The sequence below is a fragment of the Sporichthya sp. genome, from assembly GCF_013815995.1.
Taxonomy (GTDB): Bacteria; Actinomycetota; Actinomycetes; order Sporichthyales; family Sporichthyaceae; genus Sporichthya.
On record NZ_JACDFE010000036.1, the window covers coordinates 1 to 24,255 of the forward strand.

General features: G+C 70.4%; 21 protein-coding genes and 2 pseudogenes. 11 read left to right on the forward strand and 12 right to left on the reverse strand.

Annotated elements, in window-relative coordinates:
• Nucleotides 1-317 (forward strand): annotated as a pseudogene (locus H0X00_RS06370) (glycerol acyltransferase); the annotation flags it as partial.
• 32 nt (nucleotides 318-349) lie between these two features.
• Here the strand turns inward: H0X00_RS06370 and H0X00_RS06375 are convergent.
• Nucleotides 350-598: a hypothetical protein gene (locus tag H0X00_RS06375; RefSeq protein WP_293768198.1), complete on the reverse strand. Its 249-nt coding sequence runs from the start codon at nucleotides 596-598 to the stop codon at nucleotides 350-352.
• Between the two features lie 412 nt (nucleotides 599-1,010).
• Here H0X00_RS06375 and H0X00_RS06380 point away from each other — a divergent pair, with 412 nt between their 5' ends.
• The 3 genes from H0X00_RS06380 to H0X00_RS06390 all read left to right on the forward strand — a co-directional run bounded on the left by H0X00_RS06380 (nucleotide 1,011) and on the right by H0X00_RS06390 (nucleotide 3,382).
• Entirely contained in the window at nucleotides 1,011-1,487 is a 477-nt protein-coding gene (locus H0X00_RS06380) for an SRPBCC family protein (protein WP_293768201.1), read from the forward strand.
• Nucleotides 1,484-2,848 carry a PP2C family protein-serine/threonine phosphatase gene (locus H0X00_RS06385; protein ID WP_293768203.1) on the forward strand — a complete coding sequence of 455 codons (1,365 nt, stop codon included), beginning with the start codon at nucleotides 1,484-1,486 and terminating at the stop codon, nucleotides 2,846-2,848. Before H0X00_RS06380 ends, H0X00_RS06385 begins: the two co-directional genes overlap by 4 nt.
• A 129-nt stretch (nucleotides 2,849-2,977) precedes the next feature.
• Nucleotides 2,978-3,382 (forward strand): ATP-binding protein, encoded by a 405-nt coding sequence (locus H0X00_RS06390; protein WP_293768205.1) that lies wholly within the window; start codon nucleotides 2,978-2,980, stop codon nucleotides 3,380-3,382.
• A gap of 123 nt (nucleotides 3,383-3,505) precedes the next feature.
• Here the strand turns inward: H0X00_RS06390 and H0X00_RS06395 are convergent, their stop codons facing one another.
• From H0X00_RS06395 to H0X00_RS06410, 4 genes are all read right to left on the reverse strand, one after another.
• Nucleotides 3,506-3,781: a hypothetical protein gene (locus H0X00_RS06395; RefSeq protein ID WP_293768208.1), complete on the reverse strand. Its 276-nt coding sequence runs from the start codon at nucleotides 3,779-3,781 to the stop codon at nucleotides 3,506-3,508.
• Nucleotides 3,782-3,944: 163 nt separating this feature from the next.
• Entirely contained in the window at nucleotides 3,945-4,523 is a 579-nt protein-coding gene (locus H0X00_RS06400; RefSeq protein ID WP_293768210.1) for a hypothetical protein, read from the reverse strand.
• 203 nt (nucleotides 4,524-4,726) lie between these two features.
• A complete protein-coding gene (locus tag H0X00_RS06405) occupies nucleotides 4,727-5,545 on the reverse strand; it encodes a DUF1206 domain-containing protein (protein WP_293768213.1) in 819 nt (272 codons plus the stop codon).
• Nucleotides 5,546-5,779: 234 nt separating this feature from the next.
• Complete coding sequence (locus H0X00_RS06410; protein ID WP_293768216.1) at nucleotides 5,780-7,825, reverse strand: transglycosylase domain-containing protein; 2,046 nt, start codon at nucleotides 7,823-7,825, stop codon at nucleotides 5,780-5,782.
• Between the two features lie 279 nt (nucleotides 7,826-8,104).
• On the opposite strand from H0X00_RS06410, the gene H0X00_RS06415 reads away from it, so the two are divergent.
• The 3 genes from H0X00_RS06415 (at nucleotide 8,105) to H0X00_RS06425 (ending at nucleotide 15,961) form a co-directional block, all read left to right on the forward strand.
• Entirely contained in the window at nucleotides 8,105-9,328 is a 1,224-nt protein-coding gene (locus tag H0X00_RS06415; protein WP_293768218.1) for a D-alanyl-D-alanine carboxypeptidase, read from the forward strand.
• Between the two features lie 79 nt (nucleotides 9,329-9,407).
• The gene (locus H0X00_RS06420; protein ID WP_293768221.1) at nucleotides 9,408-9,761 is read left to right on the forward strand and encodes a DUF3099 domain-containing protein; all 354 of its coding nucleotides are present in this window, start codon (nucleotides 9,408-9,410) and stop codon (nucleotides 9,759-9,761) included.
• A 23-nt stretch (nucleotides 9,762-9,784) separates the two neighbouring features.
• Nucleotides 9,785-15,961, forward strand: a complete 6,177-nt coding sequence (locus tag H0X00_RS06425) for an ATP-binding protein (RefSeq protein ID WP_293768223.1) — start codon at nucleotides 9,785-9,787, stop codon at nucleotides 15,959-15,961.
• Between the two features lie 488 nt (nucleotides 15,962-16,449).
• Here the strand turns inward: H0X00_RS06425 and H0X00_RS06430 are convergent, their stop codons facing one another.
• The 7 genes and pseudogenes from H0X00_RS06430 to H0X00_RS06460 form a co-directional block, all read right to left on the reverse strand.
• A complete protein-coding gene (locus H0X00_RS06430; protein ID WP_293768225.1) occupies nucleotides 16,450-16,710 on the reverse strand; it encodes a universal stress protein in 261 nt (86 codons plus the stop codon).
• The gene (locus H0X00_RS06435; protein WP_293768227.1) at nucleotides 16,710-17,123 is read right to left on the reverse strand and encodes an STAS domain-containing protein; all 414 of its coding nucleotides are present in this window, start codon (nucleotides 17,121-17,123) and stop codon (nucleotides 16,710-16,712) included. Before H0X00_RS06435 ends, H0X00_RS06430 begins: the two co-directional genes overlap by 1 nt.
• Nucleotides 17,124-17,409: 286 nt before the next feature.
• Entirely contained in the window at nucleotides 17,410-17,565 is a 156-nt protein-coding gene (locus H0X00_RS06440) for a hypothetical protein (RefSeq protein ID WP_293768230.1), read from the reverse strand.
• Nucleotides 17,566-17,797: 232 nt separating this feature from the next.
• A pseudogene (locus H0X00_RS06445) lies at nucleotides 17,798-18,673 on the reverse strand (hypothetical protein); the annotation flags it as partial.
• A complete protein-coding gene (locus H0X00_RS06450; RefSeq protein ID WP_293768234.1) occupies nucleotides 18,670-19,089 on the reverse strand; it encodes a pyridoxamine 5'-phosphate oxidase family protein in 420 nt (139 codons plus the stop codon). The gene H0X00_RS06450 and the pseudogene H0X00_RS06445, both read right to left, overlap by 4 nt.
• A 118-nt stretch (nucleotides 19,090-19,207) precedes the next feature.
• Nucleotides 19,208-20,926 carry a GAF domain-containing protein gene (locus H0X00_RS06455; protein ID WP_293768236.1) on the reverse strand — a complete coding sequence of 573 codons (1,719 nt, stop codon included), beginning with the start codon at nucleotides 20,924-20,926 and terminating at the stop codon, nucleotides 19,208-19,210.
• Nucleotides 20,927-20,974: 48 nt separating this feature from the next.
• Nucleotides 20,975-21,637: a response regulator transcription factor gene (locus tag H0X00_RS06460; protein ID WP_293768238.1), complete on the reverse strand. Its 663-nt coding sequence runs from the start codon at nucleotides 21,635-21,637 to the stop codon at nucleotides 20,975-20,977.
• Between the two features lie 158 nt (nucleotides 21,638-21,795).
• Between H0X00_RS06460 and H0X00_RS06465 the strand changes: the two genes are divergently transcribed.
• From H0X00_RS06465 to H0X00_RS06480, 4 genes are all read left to right on the forward strand, one after another.
• Nucleotides 21,796-21,957 carry a hypothetical protein gene (locus H0X00_RS06465; RefSeq protein ID WP_293768240.1) on the forward strand — a complete coding sequence of 54 codons (162 nt, stop codon included), beginning with the start codon at nucleotides 21,796-21,798 and terminating at the stop codon, nucleotides 21,955-21,957.
• Nucleotides 21,958-22,010: 53 nt separating this feature from the next.
• Nucleotides 22,011-22,475 (forward strand): BON domain-containing protein, encoded by a 465-nt coding sequence (locus H0X00_RS06470; RefSeq protein ID WP_293768243.1) that lies wholly within the window; start codon nucleotides 22,011-22,013, stop codon nucleotides 22,473-22,475.
• Complete coding sequence (locus H0X00_RS06475; protein WP_293768246.1) at nucleotides 22,472-24,058, forward strand: bifunctional aminoglycoside phosphotransferase/ATP-binding protein; 1,587 nt, start codon at nucleotides 22,472-22,474, stop codon at nucleotides 24,056-24,058. The genes H0X00_RS06470 and H0X00_RS06475 overlap by 4 nt, the downstream gene beginning before the upstream one ends.
• Nucleotides 24,059-24,109: 51 nt before the next feature.
• Nucleotides 24,110-24,255, forward strand: a 146-nt coding sequence (locus H0X00_RS06480) for a transposase (RefSeq protein ID WP_293768249.1), incomplete at its 3' end; no start/stop codon positions are given.

Sequence of the window (24,255 nt, forward strand, 5' to 3'; positions counted from 1 at the left end):
CCCACGTCCTGCCGCCGCGACCCGGCGGCACGTTCGCGGCCCTGACCGCCGCGCCGCACGCGCAGGTGGCGGTGTTCATGCACACGGGCCACGACGACCTCCTCGAGGCCGGCGCACTGTGGCGGGCCCTGCCGCTGCGCCGCGAGCTGCACATGGTGTGGTGGAACGAGGCGCGTCCCGCGGTGGCCGACGAGGCCGGGTGCAGGCGTTGGCTGGACGAGCTGTGGGGCGACATCGATGCCTGGGTCGCCGATCAGCAGGCCCTCGCCGAAAGCACGGCCAGCCGCTCTGACTCCGCGTCAGCTGCGGGCGGATAACAGCGCGAGCCGATCCGGCTCCCGTGACTGTCCTACTTACGGCGACGACTCGGGCGCGGCGGCAGGTCGCCCATCGGCATCCGCGGCGCGTCATCGCCTGCGTCCCCACTGACCGGCACGACCTCTGCCGGCCACGCGTCGTCCTGGACCTCGGCACTTTCCCGCTTGGCTCGTTGCTTGCTGCGAGGGTTAGGGGTTCGAGAGGCGCGGGACCGAACGACGAGCATTGCCACCAGAGCGATCAGGGCCAGCACCAGGACGACTATGAGGAAAACGGGCATCGTGTCTCACATGTCTCGATCAGCGAGCGCCGAGAGGTGGGAACCAGAGGCGTCCGCGCTGGACCCGAGTCAGGTCTGACACCCACGAGCAGTTTTTCGCCACTGCCCCAAGCGCCTCGGGCCAAACCGTTCGGCTGTGTTCCGGCGCGAGCAGGTCCGGGACGGCCCTACGCCCGCGTGTTGTCGAGTCCGTACCGGCCCTTCGTCTCGTCCGTCGCTCCGTCGACGAGCCCGAGATGCCACTCGCCGAACTCGGCCCACGAGTTCGACTCCAGGAAAGCGTTCTCGCGTCGAGCCCGTCCTCCCAGCGAAACGGAACCTCCCGATGAGTTCTGCGCGTCCGCGCAGTCTGAAGTGATGTCGGGGCGGGCAGGTGTCCGCTCGAAGGGTGCGGACCGAAGGGATGCTGGGCATGACTGAAGAGGTTCTTCGCGCAACCACCACGATCAAGGCGTCGACGGAGAACGTGTTCGCGGTGCTCGCGGATCCCGCGAAACACGCCGCGATCGACGGCACCGGCTGGGTGTGCAAGCCGGTCGACGGCGATCCCCTGACCCGCAGCGGCCAGATCTTCCGCATGGGCATGTTCCACAAGAACCACCCGGACGGCAACTACGAGATCGGCAATCGCGTGGAGTCCTTCGACCCGCCCCGCGCCATCTCCTGGCAGCCGGGTTACGACGCCACCGGCAGCGGTGAGCTCCAGTTCGGCGGCTGGATCTGGCGCTACGACCTCACGCCCGCCGGCCCGGACGAGACCAAGGTGACGCTCTCCTACGACTGGTCCGCAGTGGGGCCGGAGGCCCGGAAGGATATCTCGTTCCCGCCCTTCGAGTTCAGCCGGCCGCGCCCACCTCGGCCGGGTTGTCACTATATTTTTTTGACGTGACGGTCCGTCATCTCGCTCAGGACCTGGCCCGGCAAGCCACCGAGCGACTGGTGCTCCTCTCCGGGGTCAGCGTGGAGCTGACGGCTGCCGGCCGGGATGTCACCACCGCGGTGACCCGGCTCGCCGAGATGGTGGTGCCGCTGCTGGGCGACTGGTGCGTCGTCTCCCTCGTCGAGGGGGAGACGCACCGCAACGTGGCGGGCCACCACGTCGACCCGGCCATGAGGCCGGCATTGGAGGCGTACATGCGCGACCGCTTCACCGGCCGCACCCATGCCGAGTTCGGGCCCCACACCTGCCACAGCCCGCAGCAGTTGATCCTGCCCGCCGGCACCACCGATTACGTGCTGCGCACCTTGAACTCTCCCCAGGCGAAAGCCGCCCTGACCGCCCTGGCCCCCGTGTCGTCCGCGCGACTGCCGATGGCGGCCCGCGGGCGAGTCGTCGGCTTCCTCGGGCTGGCCCGCGGCGCCGACCGCCCTCCGATGTCGGCCGACGAGCTCGCGGTCGCCCAGGACGTGGCGGACCGGGCCGGGTTGGCCCTGGAGAACGCCCGCCTGTACGCCGCTCAGCACAGCCTGGCCGAAGGCCTGCAGCGCAGCCTGCTCACCGAACCGCCGGAGCCCGATCACTGCCAAATCACCGTCCGCTACGTCCCCGCGGCCGAGATCGCCTCAGTCGGTGGCGACTGGTTCGATTCCTTCCTGCAACCCGATGGGGCCACCGTGCTGGTCATCGGTGACGTGATGGGCCACGACACCGCAGCCGCCGGGGCCATGGGGCAACTGCGCAGCATGCTGCGCACCCTCGCGTGGCACACCGGCGCGGCGCCGGCCGAGGTCCTGTCGAACCTGGACGCCGCCATGCTCGGCCTGGCGGTGAACACCACGGCCACCGCGGTCGTGGCCCGCCTGGAACAGACGCCGCAGGAGCGCGAGCAGGACATCACCTGGCTGCGCTGGTCCAACGCCGGGCACCCGCCGCCGATGGTCCTCGATCCCGACGGCGATGTCACCGTCCTGTCCGCCGGCCATCCGGACCTGCTGCTCGGGCTCGACCCGCAGACTGCGCGCGGCGAGACCGCCGTCGCGCTGCGCCGCGGGTCTACGGTCCTGCTCTACACCGACGGCCTGGTCGAGCGACGTGGCCAAGACCTCGACGCCGGCCTGGCGTTGCTGCGCGAGAACCTGGCCCGGCTCGCGGACCTGCCGCTGGACCAGCTGTGCGACCGCGTGCTCGAGGCCTTGCTCGACGCGGGAACGACGGACGACGTCGCACTGATCGCCGTCCGCCTGCACCCCCAGGATCGACCCCGCCCCGCGGAGGCAGGCCCGGTGCGTCTCCCCCCACACGTGGGTTAGTGCTTCCACGTCTGCCCGGGCTGCATTCGGGTAGACAGGGTTTGGCTTCGGCCATCCGGCAGGAGCGCGCCGCGCGACGGTGTCACGTCGCCGGCGGCCGCGGCGGCGTCGCCCGAAAAAGGAGATCTCGTGGAGTGCCTGACCTCGCCGCGCCGCATCGAACTTCGTTGTACGCCGGAGGCCGGGAAGACGGCCCGGGACTTCCTCGACGAGTCCTACTGCAACTGCCACGACGGCCGGGTGTGCGAGGACGCCGCACTGCTGGTCTCTGAACTCGTGACCAACGCCGTCCGCCACGGGGCACCGCCGATCGTGCTCGAGGTCCGGTGCGGTGGAGCGCAAACGCTGGAGGTCCGGGTCCGCGATGGCGGCCCCGGGCAGCCACTTCTGGGAAACCTGGCCGACCTCGACCGGGAGGGCGGGCGGGGAGTCGCTTTGATCGATCTCCTCAGCGAGGCCTGGGGCACCGAGACGGATCCGTCCGGCAAGACCGTCTGGTTCCGGCTGAATGTGGATTCTCCGACCAAGATCTGACGAATGGTCGCGCCGACTTGGTGTTAGCACCTGGACTGCCATCCGGCCCCTTCTATTCTGATGGTCAGTCACTTTCAACACGGTTCACTCAGGATTGGTGCTCGAGGAGCCGTTGGAGCCCCGCTACGGGCTGCCATCCTGCTCGGAAGCAAGCTCGGCCAATACGTCGGCCGCATCACGGCTGCCGCTGACAGCGAGGCGTCGCAGCTCATCGATGTCACCCAGCTCGCCGGCGAGCTCGACAAGCTGGTCCACCGCGTCAGTACTGCCTTCGTCGGCAAGTCGGCGCAGCTCGCCCAAGTCACCCCGCTCGCCCGCGAGCTCGACAAGCTGGGCGACCGCATCTCGATCACCGTTCGAGGCCTGTGCCCGCAGCTCTGACAGCTCGTGATCGGTCATGCTGCGCACCTTTCATCGGATCCAGCGCCGACAACTGGCAACGCTGCCAACGCTGCGGCCCATCAAGGCCACCACAGAATCCAGACCTCGCATAGAGGAGGCGCCATGCCAGCGCCGCCATCCAGGTCGGACCCCCTTCCGCAGGACTGACGCGATGCGCGGACTACCGCGGCCCGCTGTTCCGCAGCAGGGTCACGCCGCCGGCGGCGAACAGGCTTACCGCGGCGAGCAGTCCGGAGGTCGCCTTGATGTCGCCGGCGCCACCCCCGGCCAAGCCCACCGCCGCCCCGGCCAGGCCGGCGGCGATCAGCGCCGCGCCCAACCGGTAGAACACGGCATCGAAGAGTCGCCCGAACGCGAGGAAGTGAACTCCCACCGCGGTGGCGTACCAGGCGACGACGTACTCGCTGTGCCCAGCCGCACCGAGGAGCATCGCCCCGCCGACCAGACCCGTCACCTCCAGCGCTACGACGACCCGATAGGCGCGCGAGGAGAACAGGGATCCGCCTCCTACCTCGCGAGGAGCGGACCGCCGGAGGCGGGCGCTCCAGATGACAATCACCAGCCCGACCACGATCCCCGCCACCCGGATCGCCGCCGAGGCCGCGCCGGAGATTCCCGAGGCGCCCCATTGGGTCCAGGCCACGCCGAAGATGCCCGAGATCATCGCCCCTGTCAGGGCGCCCGCAGCGGGCACGACCCGGACCGGGACGGTCTTCACCTGTAGGTCGTTGCAGGTCATGCCCGCGAGGCTCGCACGGCGCAGCGTTGCCGGGCAGGGCAGTAAGTCCCGGGGGCCCCGCGACCGGCCGGTCCCAGGGTGGGTCGCCGCTGCCCAGCGCCGCGACTCCAGATCCCGCAGAGCTGACGCCGTCGGCGACGGGGTGGGCAGCCGGCAGAGGGTTCCCGACCGACCCGGGCGACCTCACTCGGGGCGGCGAGACCTCACATCCGTCGATACCTCGACTGCACGATCGCGAACAGGCCGAAGGCCATCAGCCCCATCGCCACGGCCGTGAGCAGGGCCCGTCCGAAGGGTTGCTCGGCGATCGTGCGCAGCGCGCCGTCCAGGCCCCGGGACTCCTTCGGATCGAAGGTCCACGCGGCGTAGATCAACACGGCGCCGACCACCCCGAGCGCGATCCCCTTGGCGATGTGGCCGACCTGCCCCAGCCGGGTGACCGTTGCCCTCGCGGCCTGTGACATCGACGAGGAGTCGATCTCCTTGCTAAAGGAGCAGGTCACTCCCCGGCGCAGGGAGGACACGCCGACCCCGATCGTCACCAGCCCCGCCAGAACGACCAAGGTCTGGCCACCCGGCAGCGCCAGCACACCCGAGGTCCGCTCCTGCTGCGCACGGGAACTGGAGGCCCCCCCGCGGATGGCGACGGACGCGGCGCTGTACCCCAGCGCCGCGTAGAAGGCGGCCTTGCCGGTACTGCTGATCTGCTTGCGGGTCCGCTTCATGCCCGTGCGGTCGCGGTACCCCCAGATTGCCTCGCTGATCTGCCACACGGCGAGCGCCACCAGCCCCGTGGCCACCAGGGCGAGCAGGAGCCGCCCGAAAGGCTGTCCGGCGAGAGTGTTCATCGCACCGGAGGTGTCCGCCGGGCGCCCCGAGTGCCTCCACGCGATCACCAACGCCGACCAGCCGATGAGGAGATGTACGACCCCGTACGCGATCAATCCCAGCCGGGCCAGCGCCTCGACCGGGGCGCTGTCGCCCACCTCCTCGGCCTTCTCGGCCGCCGACAGTCCATCCACGGGCCTGGCCTACCCCTGGGGCTGGGTCTTAGACGGACGCACGGGCGGAAGCCGGACGCCGGACGCCGATCACATGAAGCAGCGATCAGATCGCAGGAGGCGGGCAGCCTCTCGCGAGCCGCGAGCGCGTGGACAGCTCGTCCCATTGCGAAGGGGGTGCCGGGGTGCCGACGATGTGGGAGCCGCGGTTGCCACACTGACGGATATCGCAGAGCGGTCTCAGCGTCAGACCGTTCAGCTCCGCTCGTCTCGCGCGACGAGTTCCCGGGGTTTCACGCCCTTGTGCGCATCGATCATCGCGTCGCGCCAGATCGGGCCAGGCAGCGCGCCCCCGAAGAGCGCCGCGTAGGTCTCGCCGCGGATCGTCACGTCGCGCAGGGGTTTGGACGAGCCGGGGTAACCAGCCCAGACGGCGGCCGCGAGGTCGCGGGTGTAGCCGGCGAACCAGACCGCGGTGACGTTGTTGGTCGTGCCGGTCTTGCCCGCCGCCGGGCGGTTCCCCAACGCCATCGCCGCTCCGGTGCGCCGGACGTTGTCCCCGCTGATGACGTCTTCGAGCAACCCCGTTACCTCGTGGGCCACGTCGGCGTCGATCGCCCGCTCGCATCTGACCTTGGGAGGATCAATCTCGATGCCGTCGATCGAGGTGATCGAGGTGATCGCATGGGAATCGCAATGCATCCCGTCGGCGGCGAGGGTGGCGTAGGCCTCGGCCATCCGCAGCGGCGAGACCTCGTCGACCCCGAGCACGAAAGAGGGGACCCGCGAGAGCGGCTCGCCGTCGGCCCGCATCAGCCCCATCGACTCGGCGAGCTTCGGCGGTGCGCAGGTGCCCGTGCGCTCCGCGAGCTGAACGAAGTAGGTGTTCACCGACATGGCCGCGGCGGCACTCATATCGATGGCGCCGTAGGAGCTGTCGTCGTAGTTGCCCACCGTGTACGGAGCGAATGGCGCGTCGGTCCGGCAGTTCTCGAATCCGTCCACGGTGATCTCGGAGGGGGCGTTGAGGTAAAGAGAGGCCTTGGTGTCCTGATCGAGTGCGGCCGTCATCACGAACGGTTTGAAGGTCGACCCGGCCTGGAAGCCCGCGCTTCCACCCTGGGATTCGTCCAAGGCGAAGTTCAACGTGGTCTCGCGTTTGCCCTCGCCCCAGCGTCGGTTCTGTGCAATCGCCCGCACCGCCCCCGTGCCCGGCTCGGTCATGACGATGGCGGTGGCGATCTTGTGGTCCACACCGATGTGGTCCTTGACCGCGGCGACGGCGGCGTCCTGGACAACGGGATCCAGGGTCGTGCGCACCGTCAGCCCGCCGTCGAGCAGGCGGGCCAACCGTTCGTCGGCGGTCGCCCCGAGGCCCTCCGTGGCGCGGATCTCGGCCAGCACATAGCTGCAGAAATACGGATGCCTGGCAACCGCGCACCCGTTGAGCGGCGGTGTGAGGTCCAATCCGAGTGGGGAACCGTCGGCCTGGCTCGCTTGGTCCTCGTCGATGGAGCCGGCGGCGACCATCCGCCGGAGCACCAGGGAGCGCCGTTCCGCGGCGGCTGCTGGGTTCCGGACCGGGTCGAACGTGCTGGGACCCTTGATCAGCCCGGCGAGCAATGCGGCCTGCGGCAGCGCCAGGTCGGCGGCCGTCGTGGCGAAGTACCGGCGGGCCGCGATCTCGATGCCGTAGGCACTGTTGCCGAAGTAGACGAGGTTGAGGTACTGCTCGAAGATCTCGTCCTTGCTCAGCCGCTCCTCGACCGCAATGGCGAGGCCGATCTCGCGGAGCTTGCGAGACACCGTTGTCTCGGTCGCCGCCGTCTCGGCCGCCTCGGCGCCGTTGGCACGACTCACCAGGGACTGCTTGACGAACTGCTGGGTCAACGTCGAACCACCTTGCACGACGCCGCCTTCGGCGATGTTGGTCGCCAACGCTCGCAGGATCCCGACCAGGTCGACCGCGCCATGGTTGTAGAAGCGAGCGTCCTCGGTGGCCAGCACCGCATCTTTGAATACCGCGGCCACCTGGTCCAAGCGGACTTCCTCCCGATCTTGGCGGAAGAAGGTTGCCAGCTCGGAGCCGTCGGAGGCGAGCACCGTGGACCGGGCCGGTAGGTCCGGGGCGAGGAAGGTCGTGGGGATGGTCTCGGTCAGCGCCGCTGCGCCCGAGCGCGTCGCGGTGGTGATCGCGGCGGCGATGGGCGCGATCAGGATCGCGATCAGCAGGCCGACCATGACGGCGCCGCCGACGAATCGGCCGGCGCCCCACCGGCGGTGTGATGTGTTCGAGCGCATGGGAAGACCCCCTCGCGCCGAGTGCTACCCCGTTATGGACCACTTTCTCCGCTGCGGGCGATGACGTTCCAGCCCACGGTTCGCCCGCGGCTCCTCCACCCAAAGGGGCTGCGGATCCCCTTTTGTCTGCTTGCGGTCGCGTCGGGACTTCCACGATCAGTCCAAAGCCCCGCGCCGACGCTTCCGCGCCGCTTAAATTCGCGTGACAGGGGGAGCGCATCCGCGCCGGACCTCCGCAGGGGGCGTCGCTTCAGGGCGACAGGGGGCAGGGCAGGGCGGATGCGTCATCGGACAGTCGCGGTGTTCGGCGTCGTCATCGGGGCACTGCTGCCGGCGACCGCGATGGCGAGCACACCCGAACCGATCCCGGGTGCCTCGACCAGCACGTCGACACCCAGCACGACCGACGCCGGGTCGGTGGTCGGTGGTCCGCGCCTGGCCGAGACCGGCTTCGTCACCGCCCCCGGGGCGCCGGCACTGCCCGCCACGAGCGCCGCCGCGTGGGTGCTCGCCGACGCGGACACCGGTGAGGTGCTCGCAGCGCGCGACCCGCACCGCAAACTGCGACCGGCGAGCACGCTCAAGACGCTGCTGGCGCTGACCATGGCACCGCGCGTGGACGTGACCGACACCTACGTCGCCGACCGGGAGGACGCCGAGCAGGAAGGCACCCGGGTGGGCCTGTGGCCCGGGCACACCTACCGCGTCGACGATCTCTGGTACGCCCTCTTGTTGAAGTCCGGCAACGACGCCGCCACCGCACTGGCCAAGGCCGGTGGCGGGACGCTGGAGCGCGGGCTGGCGATGATGCAGGCCGAGGCGCGCCGCCTGCAGGCCAACGACACGACCGTGGTGACCCCGAGCGGGCTGGACGCGGACGGGCAGTTCGCCTCCGCGTACGACCTCGCGCTGTGGGGCCGGGCGGCGCTCTCCCGCGGCGATCTCCGCCACTACATCAGCACCATCCGGCACTCCTTCCATGCGCTCTCGGTCCCGGCCGACTCCCCGTTCACGGACGAGACGATGTACGTCCGCACCGAGAACCGCCTGATGCTGAACGACTTCCCCGGCGCCATCGGCGTCAAGATGGGCTACACGACCAAGGCGCAGAACACGATGATCGCCGCGGCCGAACGCGACGGTCGCACAATCGTGGCCACCCTGATGTTCACCCCGGGCGGGCGGATCACCAGCGACGCCGCCGCACTCCTGGAGTACGGGTTCGCGAACGCCGGGCGGATCGAGCCGGTCGGGCAGTTGGTGGAGCCGCTGTCGGCCGCCGTTGTCAGCGACGTCGACGCCGATCCGGCGATCGGGGTGAGTACGAACGAGGCGCCCCCCGCTTCGAGCGGCGCCGATGCGCAGGATCTGCTCGTCGGCGGGGTCCCGCTCGGCTGGTCGGCCATGACCGGCGGTCTGGTGACGGCCACGTTGCTGGGACTCCTGACTGGGTGGACCCTCAAGCGCCGCCGACGTCTCGCCCGAGCCGGCGTGTACCGATAGGTGGCGGCCGGCCAAGGGGTGCCGATCTGATCACAGCCCTGGCGCGCTTTTGAAGCGATTACGTCACTACAGTTGCCTCATGAAGACGAGGAGCCGAAAGCACGAGCCGGTCCATAGCGTCACCGGTGTTCGCGACAGCTTGACCGCGGACATTCGTGCCCGGCAACGACGTTACGTCCTGTTCATGGGCGTGCGGACCCTGTGTTTCCTCGCCGCGGTCGTCACTCCTTCTCCGTGGCGCTGGATGCTTCTCGGCGTCGCAGTCGTGCTGCCGCACATCGCCGTCATCGTCGCGAACGGCGGGCGGGAACCCACTCGCGATGCGCCGCCCCCGGTATCACTGCCGCTGCGCACTCAGCTCTCGTCGGAGGTTGACCGAACGGTCCGGCGTCGACCCTCAAGTCGGAGCGAAGAGGCGCCGACAACTCCGTGAAGGGAGAGTCCGGGGGGTGATCGGTGACGCCTGATCCCACCCTGCCCCCGGAGGTTCTGCTCGGGCGCTACCGCGTGGTGCGCGTACTCAAGGACGCTCACCCCGTTCGCACGGTCCTCGCGGAGGACCTGGCGAGCGGTGCCCAGGTCGTGGTCAAGACAGCCCGGGTGTCACGGCTGCTTCCCGCCGCCCGGCTCCGACTTGAGCACGAGGCGGCCGCACTCCGCCACCTGCAGAGCGCGTCAGTGGCGCCGCTGCTCGACTTCGACCGCGACGGCGACCTGGCCTGCCTCGTCACTCCCTTCATCCCAGGATCGAGCCTCCAGGATCGCCTGGAACGCGGACCCCTGCCGCTCGGCGACACCCTCACACTCGCCCGCTCGTTGCTCGCGGCGCTGCGGGACGCTCACGACCAAGGCGTGCTGCACCGCGACGTCAAACCGTCGAACATCATCGTCAGCGAAGGCGATCCGCTCGAACGCGCGACCCTGATCGACCTGGGCCTCGCCCGCACCGCGTGGCTGCACTCGGGGACCAGGGACGTCCCGGCCGGCAGCGTCCGGTACATGTCGCCGGAGCAGGCGGGGCTGATCGAGCGGAGCCCGGACGAGCGATCCGACCTCTACTCCGCGGGGACGGTCCTCTTCGAGTGCCTCGCCGGACGACCCCTCTATCCAGGAGCCACGCTCGGTGAGGTGTTGCGCCTGCACCTGTCCACCCCGCTCGCGGACTTCGCCAGCATGAACCTCGAGGTCCCCCGGGCGGTCGAGCAGGTTCTGGGGCGTCTGCTCGCGCCGGACCCTGACGACCGCTACCAGTCGGCGGACGCGGCGCTCGCCGACGTCCTCACCATCACGGCAGCGTTGGCTCGGGGCGAAGCGGAACCGCGGATCGTGGTCGGCGCGCGCGACCGCCGGCGCACGCTGGCCGAGCCCGCCTTCGTCCACCGGGACGTGGAAATGCAGGCGCTGCTGAGCCAGGTGGCCCTTGCCCGGGCCGGTACCGGCGGCGCGGTGCTGGTGGAAGCGGACTCCGGCGGCGGCAAGAGCCGGCTTCTCGAGGAGTTCACCTTGCGTGCGGCCGCGAGCGGGGCGCGCATCTACCGCGGTCAGGGTGTGGACCAGGGCGCCCAGCGGCCGTACGAAGTGCTGCGCGCCGTGGCCGCGGAACTTCTCGGACAGGCACAGACCGACCCGGCGTTCGCCGACGGGCTCCGCCGGCGCCTGGGCGAGCGGCGGGACGCGCTGTGCGCTGCGCTGCCGGAACTGCGCGAGGTGCTCGGCCAGGGCGAGGAGACGCCCGGTCCGGAAGCCTTCGCGGAGACCCGCACCATCGAGGCCATCGCGGCGCTGCTCGACGCGATCGGATCCGACACGCGGCCGGCCGTTCTCCTGCTCGACGACGGCCAGTGGGCGGACGACCTCAGCCTCAAGGTCCTACTGCACTGGCAACAACAGGCCGGACGCGCGGCCCGGCACACCCTGGTGGTGGTCGCGTTCCGGACCGAGGAGGTCGAAGCCGGTCATCCGCTGCGGCGGCTCACGGCCGAGCGGCTCGAGCTCGCACCACTGGGTGCCGAGCAGGTGGTCCAGCTCGCCGAGTCGATGGCTGGGCCGTTGCCCCCCGAGGCAGCGGAGATCCTGATCCGCCTCTCCGACGGGATTCCGTTCATGGCGGCGGCCGTGCTCCGTGGACTCGTGGAATCCGGCGCGCTCGTCCGGGAGGCAGCCGGTTGGAGTACGGACCCCGAAGCGCTCGCCGACGTCCGCGCGTCCCAACGTGCTGCTGCCTTCCTCTCCCGGCGGATCGGCCTGCTCCCGCCAGCTGCGCGCGAGCTGCTGTCTGTCGGGGCGGTGCTCGGAAAGGAATTCGACCCGGAGCTGGCCGCGGAGCTCGCCGGCCAACAGCCGGCGGAGGCCTTCAACGGGCTCGACGAGACCCGGCGACGTCACATCATCTGGATCCGGTCCGGCCGGTGCGCATTCGTCCACGACAAGCTCCGTGAGACCTTCCTCGAGCTGCTCACGCCCACAGAGCGGCGTCGGCTGCACCGGCTCGCCGCGGAGCGCCTGGAAGAGCGGCAGACGGAAAGCAACTTCGACCTCGCGTTCCACTTCGACGCCGCCGGCGAGCCCGACCGAGCCCTGCCCTACGCCCTGCGGGCCGCCGAACGTGCACGCACGCAGCACGCCCTGCAGGCGGCCCAACAGCAGTACGAGATCGCCGAACGAGGTGCGCCGGCCGCGGCCGTCACCACTCGGCTCGCTATCGCCGAAGGCCTGGGCGACGTCCTGATGCTTCGTGGGCTCTACGAACCCGCACGAGAGCACTACGAGATGGCCCGGGACCTGGCCGAGCATGCCATTTCGACTGCGCGGCTGGAGGGAAAGCTCGGTGAGCTGGCCTTCAAGCGCGGCGAGCTCGAGCCGGCGAACACGGCGCTGGAAAGCGCGCTGCGCTCGCTGGGCCATCGCGTCCCCTCCAGCCCTAGGGCGTTCTTCCTCGCGGCGATGAAGGAGTTGGTGGTTCAGCTCCTGCACACGCTCCTGCCCCGCGCGTTCCTGGCCCGCCGTTCCGAGGGCACCGAAGCGGAATTCGTGGCCATCCGGATCCACAGCCGGATGGCACACACCTACTGGTTCTCCCGGGGTTCGCTCCCCACGCTGTGGACCCATCTGCGCGGCATGAACCTCGCCGAGCGGTACCCGCCCTCCCCCGAGCTCGCTCAGGCCTATTCCGAGCACGCCCCGGTGATGACGCTCATCCCCCTGTTCGAGCGGGGCGTTCGCTACAGCGAGCGGTCGTTGAAGATCCGGCGCGACCTCGGCGACGTCTGGGGACAGGGTCAGTCGCTGCACTTTCTCGGAGTGGTGCTCTACGGCGCTTCCCGCTTCGAGGAGTGCATCGGGCGGTGCCGCGAAGCCGTCCGTCTGCTCGATCGCACGGGTGACCGTTGGGAGGTCAACACCGCCAGGTGGCACCTCGCGTTCTCCCTGTACCGGCTCGGCGACCTTCGAGGCGCGGCGGAGATCGCGCGCAGTGTCTATCACTCCGGAGCCGAGATCGGCGACGCCCAGGCCCGCGGAATCGCCCTCGGCGCCTGGGCGAAGGCATCGGGCGGGCGCGCTCCGCGCGAACTGGTGGAGGCCGAACTGGCGCGACCGACCCACGACGTGCACACCAGGGCGGAAGTGCTTCAGGCGCAAGCACTCGGCCTGCTGGCCGAAGGCGACCCGGCCGCCGCTGCCGCGGTTCTCGAGAAGGCGGCGGCGATGGTGACGGCGGCGGGCCTCCGCCAGGAGTACGTGGCTCCCATCTGGCCCTGGCTCACCACCGCGCTGCGCGTGCACGCGGAAAGCATCCCCGCGAGCTTGCCGGGACGGCGCAAGGCGCTGCTGCGTCGAGCAGCGCGCGCCGCCCGCAAGGCCCGGCGGTTGGGTCGCTCGTACCGCAACAACCTTCCGCACGCCCTGCGGGAAGCCGGGCTGATCGCGGCGATGCGCGGTCGTCCGCGGCGCGCCCGACGGCTCCTCGGCCGCAGCCTCACGGCCGCGGAGCAACGGGGAATGCGCCACGAGCACGCCCAGTCGATGCTGGTCCGCGCAACGATCGGCGTCGAGCTGGGATGGCCCGGAGCCGCCCAGGATCTCCGCGCCGCCCGCACGACCCTCGCTGAGCAGGAGTGGCAGCAGGGCGAGGCAGAGACGGTCACCCCGTCGCTCATCGAACGGTTCGACGCGATCCTCGAAGCCGGCCGCCAGATCGCCTCGGCGCTGTCCCGCGGAGCCGTCTACGTCGCGGTCCGCGACGCCGCCTCGACGCTGCTGCGCGGGGAGCGTTGCCTGGTCCTGGAGGCACCGGAGGGGCCGGGCGGTGAGCTGGTCCCGGTCGCCGGGCACGCCCCGGGAGAGTTCAGCCGGGCCGTCGCCGGACGAGCGCTCGCCGAGGGCCGACCTGTCGTCCTGGACCAGGAGGCGACCACCGACTCGAGCGAGAGCGTCGTCCTTGCCGGGATCCGTTCGGTTCTGTGCGTGCCGATCCAAGTGCATGGCCGCCCCGTGGCCTGCCTCTACACCGACCACCGCCGCGTCGGTGGCCTCTTCGGAGCGGATGAGGTACGGCTGGCTGAGTTCATTGCGGCCCTGGCCGGGGCGGCACTGGAGAACGCCCAGGGATTCGCCGAGATCGAGGAGCTGACCCGCACCCTCGAGCAGAAGGTCGACGAGCGCGCCGCCGAGCTCGCGGAGGCGGTTGCGGAGGTGGCGGCGGCCAGAGACGCAGCGCTCGCGGCCGCGGCCGCGTCGTCCACGTTCCTCGCGACGATGAGCCATGAGATCCGCACGCCGCTGAACGCGGTGATCGGGTTCACCGGACTGATGCTCGACTCGACGCTCTCGGACGAGCAGCGCGACCTCGCGGAGTCGGTGCGCGCCAGCGGCGAGGCGCTGCTGGACATCATCAACGACATCCTCGACTACTCGAAGATCCAGGCCGGCGAGCTGCGCATGGAGACCGCGCCGTTCGACGTCCTGGAAGTGCTCGACACAGCGGTCGAACTGGTCGCGAGCACGGCGGCGCTCAAAGGCCTGGAGCTCGTGAGCACCGCCGACTCCTCCTGCCCACCGCAGGTGCTCGGCGATGCCACCCGTCTGCGGCAGATCGTGGTCAACCTGCTCTCGAACGCGGTGAAGTTCACGGTCAGCGGCCATGTCGCGGTACGGCTACGCGCCGAAACAGGCCCCGGCCCGGATGACGTGACCCTCCACCTCGCGGTGTCGGACACGGGCATCGGAATCCCCGCGGACGCGATCGAACGGCTCTTCGCCGCCTTCAGCCAGGTCGATGCCTCCACCACACGGCTCTACGGCGGCACCGGGCTAGGCCTGGCGATCAGTCGTCGCCTTGCGGCGGCCATGGACGGCGAGATCTCGGTGCGCAGCGAGCCCGGCAACGGTTCTACGTTCACCTGCACCGTCCGCGTCGGTCGCGCGGACGCGCAGGGGTCGGACGACACCGCCGGCGGCGCGGCCCTGCCCTCGCTGCGATCCCGTTCGGTCCTGGTCGTCCTGCCCGACGGCATGCTCCGTTCCACCCTGATCGAGCAGCTCAGCTCGTGGGGCATGCAGTGTCAGGCCATCACGGACGTTGCGCAGGCCCACGCGCTCCGCGCAAACGGGACGCGGTGGGATGTCGCACTGATCGACCAGAGCGCGGCGGCGCATGCCCTCACCGCGACGGAGGAGCTGCGGCGATCGCCGGGCCTGCGAAGCATGCCGCTGATCGCCATCACCCGGGTCGGGGAGGGCCTGGCCGGTATCGACCGGCGGGCTTTCACCGCCACCATCAGCAAGCCCGTCCGTCTCCGGGCCCTGCGGGACGCACTGTTCCGCGCGCTCAGGACGCCGAGTGGGATTCCCTCGCAGGCCGCCCCCCACCGGCCGGAGCCGGCGCTGCCGATCGGACTGCGAATCCTGTTGGTGGAAGACAACGCCGTGAACCAGAAGGTGGCCCGCCTTCTCCTGCGAAACCTGGGCCAGGCGGCGGTCGACGTGGCCGGCAACGGCCTCGAAGCGGTGGCGGCTCTGAAGGCGCAGCCGTACGACCTGATTCTGATGGACGTTCAGATGCCGGAGATGGACGGGCTGGAGGCGACCCGGGCGATCCGTCAGCTCACCTTCGCCGACGGGCCGCCCAGGATCGTCGCCATGACCGCCGGCGCACTGGCCGCCGATCAGGAGGCCTGCACGGCCGCGGGCATGGACGACTACCTCGCCAAGCCGGTACGCGAGAGCACCCTACGCGCCGTGCTGGCGGGGGTACCGGCCCGCCAGAACACGGGCGCGGTGAACCTGACCGAGTTGCACAGCCTCTTCGAGAGGCTCGGCACCGGTAGCGAGGCCATGTCCGGGCTGGTGGAGGACTTCCTGAGCGACTGCACCGAGCACCTGGCCGGCCTCGGTGCCGCGATCGCGGCCGGCCGAGCGCAGGACGTGGCCCGAGCGGCCCACCATTTGAAGTCGACAACAGCATTCTTCGGCGCAGCTCAACTCAGCCGTCTGCTCTCCTCCGCCGAGTCGATGGCCCGCACGGAGGCTGTCGAGCCCGACCTCGTGCTCCTGGGTCGTCGCTTGGAGGACGAGTTCGCGCGCGTTCGTTCCGCGCTGGCCACGGTGGTGGAGGCCAGCCGCGCAGAGGCGTGAGGCTGGCGGCCGCGATCGATCGTGCTCTCGGAACTCGTCCGGGGTCCAGAGACGAGTCGCCACAGCCTCGCCTGCCCGGCCGCCGGGGTCAAGGTGCAACCGGCGGTCAGGCACGCTTTCGGAGCGCCAGCGAGATAAGTCGCTGGCGGTGCGCTTTCCGGTGCCGGCGCCGGGCGACCTCGTCGGTCCGTTGCCCAAATGCAGTGCCTTCGTGGAGTGCTTTTCCGGCCGGCGCGGCCATCCCCTCTGCGGCCGCGACGGTCCCCCGATCAGCCGGCGAGGGTGGGTAGGTCACGAAGGCGTCCGTTGGACGAACCGAGTCGGTGACGTGGACAAGAACCCACATGGCCAGGCCCCCTAGCTCCAATCGGAAGATCGGTGAGCCCGGGGGCCGGAGGCATTCCGCTACGCGCACCGTACGCGCATTCAGGCAAAAGCGACATAGGCGTCCACATCTCTGCGTGCCGTAAGAATTCCCCGCGTCCGTCTCAGGACGCGAGCGGCGGCGCCTGTGCACACCCGATGCCCAACCTGAGTCCGGGGGAGGAGCGCTGGACCAGCCAGAGGGCCTCGCGCGTGAGCCCCACCGCACTGGGCTGCGGGAGCGCAACGCTGGTCTCCCGCGCGTAGACGATCCGCAGCGCCCTGCCCCGAAGCGCGGCCTGACCGGCCGCGAACAGCAGGGCGGCCTTGGCTGTCGGGGAACCGTCGTAGCCGGCAACCACGGCGGGAGCCGGCGATAGCGTCATCACGCCACTGACGTGATCAGTGAGCTGTCGGACGACGTAGGGCGCGACTGCGCAGGGAGCTGAGGTATCAGCTGCCTGGGGAACCACCCCAGGTCCGCGGCGAAGCGTAGGAGGCGCGTGGGAGCGGGCGCGGAAGGAAGTATCAACTCCAGCCCCCAGCCGCGTTCGAGTCCCTCTGCGTGGATGTCCTGGAGAAGGTGCACGCCGCTGGAGTCCAGGAATTTGACCTGTTCCCAGTCCAGAACCAACGTGACCGGTTCCTCGGGGCGCGGGTTCGCCGTCGCAACGACGGCCAGAGCGGCCGCGTGCAACTGCCTGGCCGAGGCGATGTCAATCTCGCCGCTGGCCACCAGCGAGGCCCGGGTGCCTCGGTCGCCGGCCGTCGTCACCGCCAGGGAGAGCTGCAGCTGCAAGGACCCTGGGCTGACGGGACCGCTGGAGGTCCAGTTCACCGCAACGCCGGGGACCCGCGCCGCACCATGGCCAGAACTCGGGGCCGATTCGCGGACCTTCAAAGGTGGGTTCGACATGGGATCTCCGGCCGGGGATCGTTCGAGACGATCGCGTCACCGGGGTCCGGAGCAACTAGTGGCGCTTCGCACCACTGCGCCCCAGAGTAGGGCCGCAGACGATCGACGTCGAGGCCCTTGACCCCGATCGCAAACCGGAATCCCCCGTGCAAACGCGACATCTCGTCCGTCAGCGCCGGCCGCCCGCGGCACACGTCCCGTCCGAGGCGCGAGAAAGCAGCTGACGGGCGGCACGGTCGAGGACGCCCTCCTCGTCCGCGGGCACCACGAGGACGCGCAGGCCGGTGGTCGACAGCCGCCGTACCTGGTCATCGGAGGCGGGCACGGAATCGCCGCCGCGCAGCGCGAGCAGTTGGGCGCAGATCCGGTCCCGGACCGGGCCGCAGTTGAAAGAGGCAGACCCGGGGTTGAGGGCCAGCACGGTGCGCGTGCTCAAGTCCGCCAGACCCAGTCCCGGATCTCCGGTAGGTCCTCCAGGTGCGCACGGATGTGGTCGTGGTGACGCGCGAGCATCGCGCGAGCGTGCTCGGCCAGTTCCGCTCCGCGCTCCGGGGACCCAGGCTCTCGTCGGTGCCGAGCACGGAGAGCTGACTGCACCGGTCGGTGACCTCGAAGACTGCGCCGAGCCGGTTGCTCGCGGTCTCGTCCGGGCAGAACAGCCGGAAGTTGCCGCCGCCGTCCTCGTCGCGGATGGACGCGGCGTAGACCTCGCGCAGCCATTCGCCGAGGGGGCGGGTGGTCTCGTGCCGGCGCTGTCCGGGGACGTCGATCTCCAGCGCGTAATCCTTGAGCTCGGGCAGCTTCAGCGCCACGAGCAGCCGTCCGCCGTTCGCGTACGCCGACGCCGACATCCGCTTCTCACCGGACGGGGCGAGGGCGGCCAGTTCCGGCACGAGCCGGCCGCGGGCGTCGAACTGCTCCTCGGGCTGGTAGGAGCGGAGCCACGCTTCGAGCCGCGCGAGGTGGGCTGGGTTCTCCCGGACCTGCGACAGCGGCACCTGATGCGAACGCGCCGTCCCGGCGATCTGCACGCCGTCGACGACGTCAGGCCCGGTCCAGCCCTTGGGAGTGCGGAGGACGATCGCCGGCCAGCCGCCAGGGACCTCGTCCGGAGTGCCGGCGCGGGCCAGGCGTTGGCGGGCGGTGATCCGCCCGTGCGCGCCGACCAGCGCGGCGAAGACAGCGGGCGGGTCGTCCCCGGCGACCACGACGGGGTCCCAGCCCTGGGCGGCGAAACGTGTAGATCATCGACAACCCGGGGCTGGTCCCCCAGTGGCCGAGCAGTCGAGGCTTGATGTCCGCCGCGGTGAGGGGCGCTCGTGCAGCAACGGGTTCGCCTGCAGGTAGATCTGAGCGACCGTCAGGTAATTCGCCGCCGCCCACCAGCGCAGGTCGAGCGCGCGGTCAGATTCGGAGTAGATCACCGCGGTCAGCCGTCGTACGCCACGGCACGCAGCCGCCGACCGAAGACCTGGGCGAAGGAGATTCGCGCGAGGTGTGAACGGTCTCCGGGAGCCGAGGAGATCAGCAGCCGGTCGAGGCGCCGGAACTCGGCCGGGTCACTCACCCACCTGACCGGTCCGATCGCCGTGACGTTCCAACCGATGTCGCCGGTCTCATCGAGCCGGTCGGCCTCCAGGGCGAAGTGACCACCCCGGCCCACAGCGGCCGACCTGCTCCCGATGCCCATCCGGATGACGGCTCCATCGCCGTCGAGGAGGAAGTTCACCACCTCGACCCGCGGTGCGCCGTGGGCGTTGTACGCCACCCGCCCCAGCCGAACGGAGCCCAGCAGCGCGAGACATTCCGCCCGGTCGAGCACGTCGAGCCGGCGGTGGGGTTTCCGCATGCGGTCCGACCAGACCGCGGGCCCGAACCCAGGATGACGGATCATGCCTTGACTCTGGGCCCCGCGCCCGGTGCGGCCAAGGGCCGAAATACCCTGCCCGGCGCCCCGGCAGCTGCAGTCAGCGCGCGAGTGGCGCCGACCAACGCACCCTCGTGCCACCGTCACGCCCGGACTCCAGCAGCAGTGCCCCGCCCAGCAGCCGCGCGCGTTCGGCCAGGTTGCGCAACCCGCTGTCGCGGCGGTCGACCGGAAGCCCGACTCCGTCGTCCACGACCAGCAGCACCACATCGCCGTTGACTCCCACCGACACCTCCACGCGCTTGGCCTGGGCGTGGCGCGCCACGTTGGTGAGCGCCTCGCGCAGGGCAGCCACGAGTTGGTCGGCGTGGTCCTCGGGGACCCGGGTGTCGAGCAGGCCCTCCATCCGCAGGGTCGGCGTGAAGCCCAACATCTCGGCGGAGGACTGGACCTCGGCCAGGATCCGCCCGCGGAGCATCGGCCCGTTCGCTCCGGGTGCCCGCGAGTGCAGCGCGAAGATCGCCGACCGAATGTCCTTGATCGTCTCGTCGAGGCTGTCAACGGCCCGCACGATGCGCTCGCTCACGTCGGGATTGTTGACCAGGCGGACCGCGCCTTCCAGAGCCATGCCGGTCGCGAACAGGCGCTGGATCACCAGGTCGTGCAGGTCCCGCGCGATCTCCTCGCGATCCTCGAGGGCGTCCAGGCGCACTGCGTCGTTCCGCCGCTCGGCCAGCTCGAGGGCGACGGCCGCCTGCAGCGCGAAGGAGACGATGACCTCGACCGTCTCGGGGGGAAACGGCGGGGAGCCCTCGTGGCGCCACAGGCCGAGCACTCCCCACACGGCACCGGGTGCACCCATCGGCGTCGCCAGGTAGGCGCCGCCGGGAAGCCGCTGCGTCCATTCCCCCGAGCTGCGCGGGTCGTCGGCCAAGCCCTCGGTGATCGCCGGAAGCCCGGTCTGGAATGCCAGGTGCGCCAGGGACGCGCCCGCCGGCGCCTCGGCGCCGTACAGCTGCTCGGCGCCGTCCCCGACCGCCAGCTCGACGCGCAGCGAACCGTCCGTCCGCGGCAGCAGCACGGCCACCAGGTCCGTACCGGCGATATCCTTCGCCAGGTCCGCGACGAGGCGGAGCACGTCGTCGGAGGTGGCGCCAGAAAGCAGGCTCCGGATGGTCTGCGAGGTCGCCGAGAGCAGTTGCTCGCGCCGCAGCCCTTCGGCGTAGAGACGGGCATTGCTGATGGCGACGCCGGCGGCCGCCGCCAGGGCGACCACGATGCGCTCGTCCTCGGCGTCGAAGGAGCGGCCGTCGCGGCGCTCGGTGAGGTAGAGGTTGCCCCACACCTCGTTGCGCACACGGACCGGGACACCGAGGAAGGAGCGCATCGGCGGATGGTTGGGCGGGAAACCGGAAGAGGCCGGGTGCTCGGCGATGCTGGTGAGGCGAAGCGCCGCCGGGTAGTTGATCAGCTCTCCGAGCAGGCCCTTGCCCTGGGGGAGCGCTCCGATCTCGGCGCGAGTCTGCTCGTCGATGCCGATGGTGATGAAGGCGGACAGACCACCCTGGCCGTCGACCACGCCGAGCGCGCCGTAGGTGGCGTCGGCCAGGTGCATGGCGACCTCGACGATGCGGTGCAGGACTGCCTCGAGGTTCAGGTCGCTCCCGACCGCGAGCACGGCTTCCAGGAGACGGTGCACCCGGTCTCGGCTGTCCGTCACCGAATCCAGGCGGACCCTGAGCTCTCCGAGCAGATCGTCGGGATGCAGCCGGGTCAGGGCATCGCGCAGGTCTGCCGACCCGTCCGGTGACAACGTCACACGGCACCTCCGTCCGTGACCAAGGCTATGCGCCGCGGGGCCCGGGACCTAGCGGTGGGGATTGACCGCGAGCAGCCGGGAGGCGAAAAGGGCCGCCTGGGTACGGCTCTGCATGCCCAGCTTGGACAGCACGTTGGACACATAGTTCTTGACCGTCTTCTCCGCCAGCTTCATCGCCTCCGCGATCTGACGGTTCGTCATTCCCTGCGCGATGAGCTCGAGGATCCGGTGCTCCTGCTCGGTCAAGCGGCGCAGCTCCTCGATGTCCCGAGGTCCGGCCTGCAGGCGTTTCAGCACGCGCTCGACGTCGTCCGCCTGGAGCAGGGACTCACCCCGTGCGACCCGGCGGATGCCGTCGACGAGGGCCGCGCCCCGCACCTCCTTGAGAACGTAGCCGGACGCGCCGGCCAGGATCGCCGAAAGCAGGGCTTCCTCGTCGTCGTAGGAGGTCAGGATGATCACCTTGATGGTGGGGTCGACCGAGCGGATCTCTCGGCACACGTCGATGCCGTTCCCGTCGGGCAGTCGCGCATCGAGGACCGCGACATCCGGGCGCAGAGCTGGAATGCGGCGAGTTGCCTCGGGCGCTGAGCCGGAGTCACCGACGACCTCGATGCCGTCCTCGGTGGAGAGCAACTCGCTCAGTCCACGCCGCACGACCTCGTGATCGTCGAGCAGGAAGACGCGCACATTCTGAACCATGGTCTCCATGGTGTCCCCTTTTCTCAGCGACAGCCCAACCCTGAGCGCCACGTTCGCGCTGCGCGGCTGTTGCGGGCAGAGCCAAAGGTCCCGGTACGGGCTGAATTCCGACCGACAGGGACTTTGACCTCGGGTGTGCACCCCCGGCAGGCCGCAGGCTGGCGATGGTGGCCGATGGAGCCTCCGTCGCCCGCCACGTCCGGGTGGGCAGTGCAAACGACGACCTGCGTGCGTTGCTCGGCGACGCGCGCTCCGTCGCGCTCGCCGATGACGGCACCCTGCACGTGCACGGGCTGGAGATCGAGGTGATCGGGGATCTCGCCGCGTAGGCGGGGACCTTCTGCTCTGCCCGGACCGGCGTAGCGAACGCAGCATGAGAAACATGACCTTCACCCAGCGTTCGGACCACGACCTGAAGATCGACGTCATCGATGAGCTCTCCCGGCTGGGCGGCGGGAACGTCGATCACATCGGCGTCGCCGTCACCGCTGGTGTCGTCACCCTGACCGGCCGGGTGGACAGCTACCGCGAGCGGTACAGCGCGGAGCAGGCGGTGCTCGGGGTCCGTGGCGTCACGGCGGTCGCCGAGGAGATCTCGGTGCGAGGCACGCCCGAGTCCGACGACACCACCATCGCCCGCACCGCGAACCGCACCCTCGCCGAGGCCTTCGACGTGCCGGAAGGTTCGATCCAGGTGCTGGTGAAGAACCAGGTCGTCACCCTGAACGGGTCCCTGCGCTGGCAGTACCAGCGCCAGGCCGCCGAACGCGCAATCGGCTGCATCCCGGGCGTGCACGGCATTCACAACAACGTCTCCGTCGCCGAGGACACGGTCGACACCTCATGACCGCAGTGCCGACCCCGATGCCGACCCCGATGCCGACCCCCTACGCCGCCGTGCGGGAGACGCACACCGGCGTGGTGATCCTGCTCGGCGAGCACGCCTACAAGACCAAGAAGCCGGTGGCGTTCGGCTTCTGCGACTTCAGCACCCTCGCGTTGCGCGCCGAGGCCTGCCGCCGCGAGGTCGACCTGAACCGCCGGTTGGCCCCTGATGTCTATCTCGGCGTCGGCACGATGCCCGCGGCCGAGGGCCTGACCGGTGCGGGCGAACCGGTCGTGCTGATGCGCCGCATGCCGGCGGAGCGCCGGCTCGCCGCGCTGGTGCAGTCGGGCGCCGACGTCGAGGACGAGATCCGCCAGGTCGCCCGACTGGTCGCTTCGTTCCACGAGCGCACTCCCCGCCAGGATGCCGATGAGCATCTGGCCGAGGTCGCGGCCGAGGGCAGCCGCGAGGCGCTGCAGGCCCGCTGGACCGCGAACCTGGACGAAATGGAGCGCTTCGGGGGTGCGGTCCTCGACCCCACCGATCTCACCGCGATCGGACGGGAGGCCGAGGCGTTCCTGGCCGGACGCGAGCCGCTGCTGAGCGACCGGGTGGCCGAGGGCCGGATCGTGGACGGGCACGGTGACCTGCTGGCCGACGACATCTTCTGCCTGCCCGACGGCCCGGGGATCCTGGACTGCCTGGAGTTCGACGACCGCCTGCGCTACGTGGACCGCATCGACGACATCGCCTGCCTGGCAATGGATCTCGAGCGCCTCGGTGCGCCCGGACTCACGGCCCGGCTGCTGGGCTGGTATCGCGAGTACTCCAACGACCCCGCTCCGCCCTCGCTGGTCCATCATTACCTCGCCTACCGCGCCTTCGTCCGCGCGAAGGTGTGCTGCCTGCGCGCCGAGCAGGGCGACCCGGACGCCCAACTTCGCGAGCAGGCCCACGCGCTGATCGGGATCACCCGCCGACACCTGGGCGCCGGCGCCGTCCGGCTGGTGCTCGTGGGCGGGCTGCCCGGTACCGGGAAGACCACGCTCGCGGGGCGCATCGCCGATGAACTCGGCCACGTCCTGCTCAGCAGTGACCGGATCCGCAAGGAGATCGCCGGCCTGAACCCGCTCGAGCGCGCTCCGGCCACCTATCGGGACGGCCTCTACACCCCGGCCCACACGGCCGCGGTGTACGCCGAACTGCTCGGCCGGGCCGAGCTGCTGCTGGGACGCGGGGAGTCCGTGGTGCTGGACGCCAGGTGGTCGAGCGCGACAGAGCGCGCGGCCGCGGCCAAGATCGCCACGCGCACCCACAGCCAGCTCACGACGCTGTGCTGCAAGGTGGAGGCCGGAGTGGCCGCCCAGCGGATGGTCGGACGCAGCGGTCCCTCCGACGCCGACGAGGCGGTCGCGCGGGAGATGGTCGCGGACGCGGATCCGTGGCCCGAGGCGGCCTGCATCGACACCGAAGCGGGCGCCCCCGAGGCGGCACGCCGGGCGGTGGACCTCATTCATCCCGCCGGCGAAGGCCGACCTTGGTTCATCGCGCCCGCGCTCGCCCGCCCGCGGGCCGGCGGCCACCGAATCGTGCAGCCGGCATGATCCCCGCTTCCGTCATCTGCATATCTGCTTGAGTGCAGTACGATTTCGGGTGTGAGCAAAGAACGGCCGCTAGGCGGAGTCGACTACCCGCGCACGGTGCAGGAGTTCCGGGACTGGTTCCCGAACGATGACGCCTGCGTGGAGTATTTGGAGCTGCTGCGTTGGCCGGAGGGCTTCACCTGTCCTGTCTGCGACGG

Excerpts from the sequence above, each read along its gene's own strand:
- H0X00_RS06395 (WP_293768208.1), bottom strand. The coding sequence starts at position 3,781 with ATGACCGATCACGAGCTGTCAGAGCTGCGGGCACAGGCCTCGAACGGT.
- H0X00_RS06415 (WP_293768218.1), top strand. The coding sequence starts at position 8,105 with ATGCGTCATCGGACAGTCGCGGTGTTCGGCGTCGTCATCGGGGCACTG.
- H0X00_RS06460 (WP_293768238.1), bottom strand. The coding sequence starts at position 21,637 with ATGGAGACCATGGTTCAGAATGTGCGCGTCTTCCTGCTCGACGATCAC.
- H0X00_RS06380 (WP_293768201.1), top strand. The coding sequence starts at position 1,011 with ATGACTGAAGAGGTTCTTCGCGCAACCACCACGATCAAGGCGTCGACG.
- H0X00_RS06475 (WP_293768246.1), top strand. The coding sequence starts at position 22,472 with ATGACCGCAGTGCCGACCCCGATGCCGACCCCGATGCCGACCCCCTAC.
- H0X00_RS06400 (WP_293768210.1), bottom strand. The coding sequence starts at position 4,523 with ATGACCTGCAACGACCTACAGGTGAAGACCGTCCCGGTCCGGGTCGTG.
- H0X00_RS06410 (WP_293768216.1), bottom strand. The coding sequence starts at position 7,825 with ATGCGCTCGAACACATCACACCGCCGGTGGGGCGCCGGCCGATTCGTC.
- H0X00_RS06375 (WP_293768198.1), bottom strand. The coding sequence starts at position 598 with ATGCCCGTTTTCCTCATAGTCGTCCTGGTGCTGGCCCTGATCGCTCTG.
- H0X00_RS06450 (WP_293768234.1), bottom strand. The coding sequence starts at position 19,089 with ATGCGGAAACCCCACCGCCGGCTCGACGTGCTCGACCGGGCGGAATGT.
- H0X00_RS06430 (WP_293768225.1), bottom strand. The coding sequence starts at position 16,710 with ATGACGCTATCGCCGGCTCCCGCCGTGGTTGCCGGCTACGACGGTTCC.
- H0X00_RS06470 (WP_293768243.1), top strand. The coding sequence starts at position 22,011 with ATGACCTTCACCCAGCGTTCGGACCACGACCTGAAGATCGACGTCATC.
- H0X00_RS06420 (WP_293768221.1), top strand. The coding sequence starts at position 9,408 with ATGAAGACGAGGAGCCGAAAGCACGAGCCGGTCCATAGCGTCACCGGT.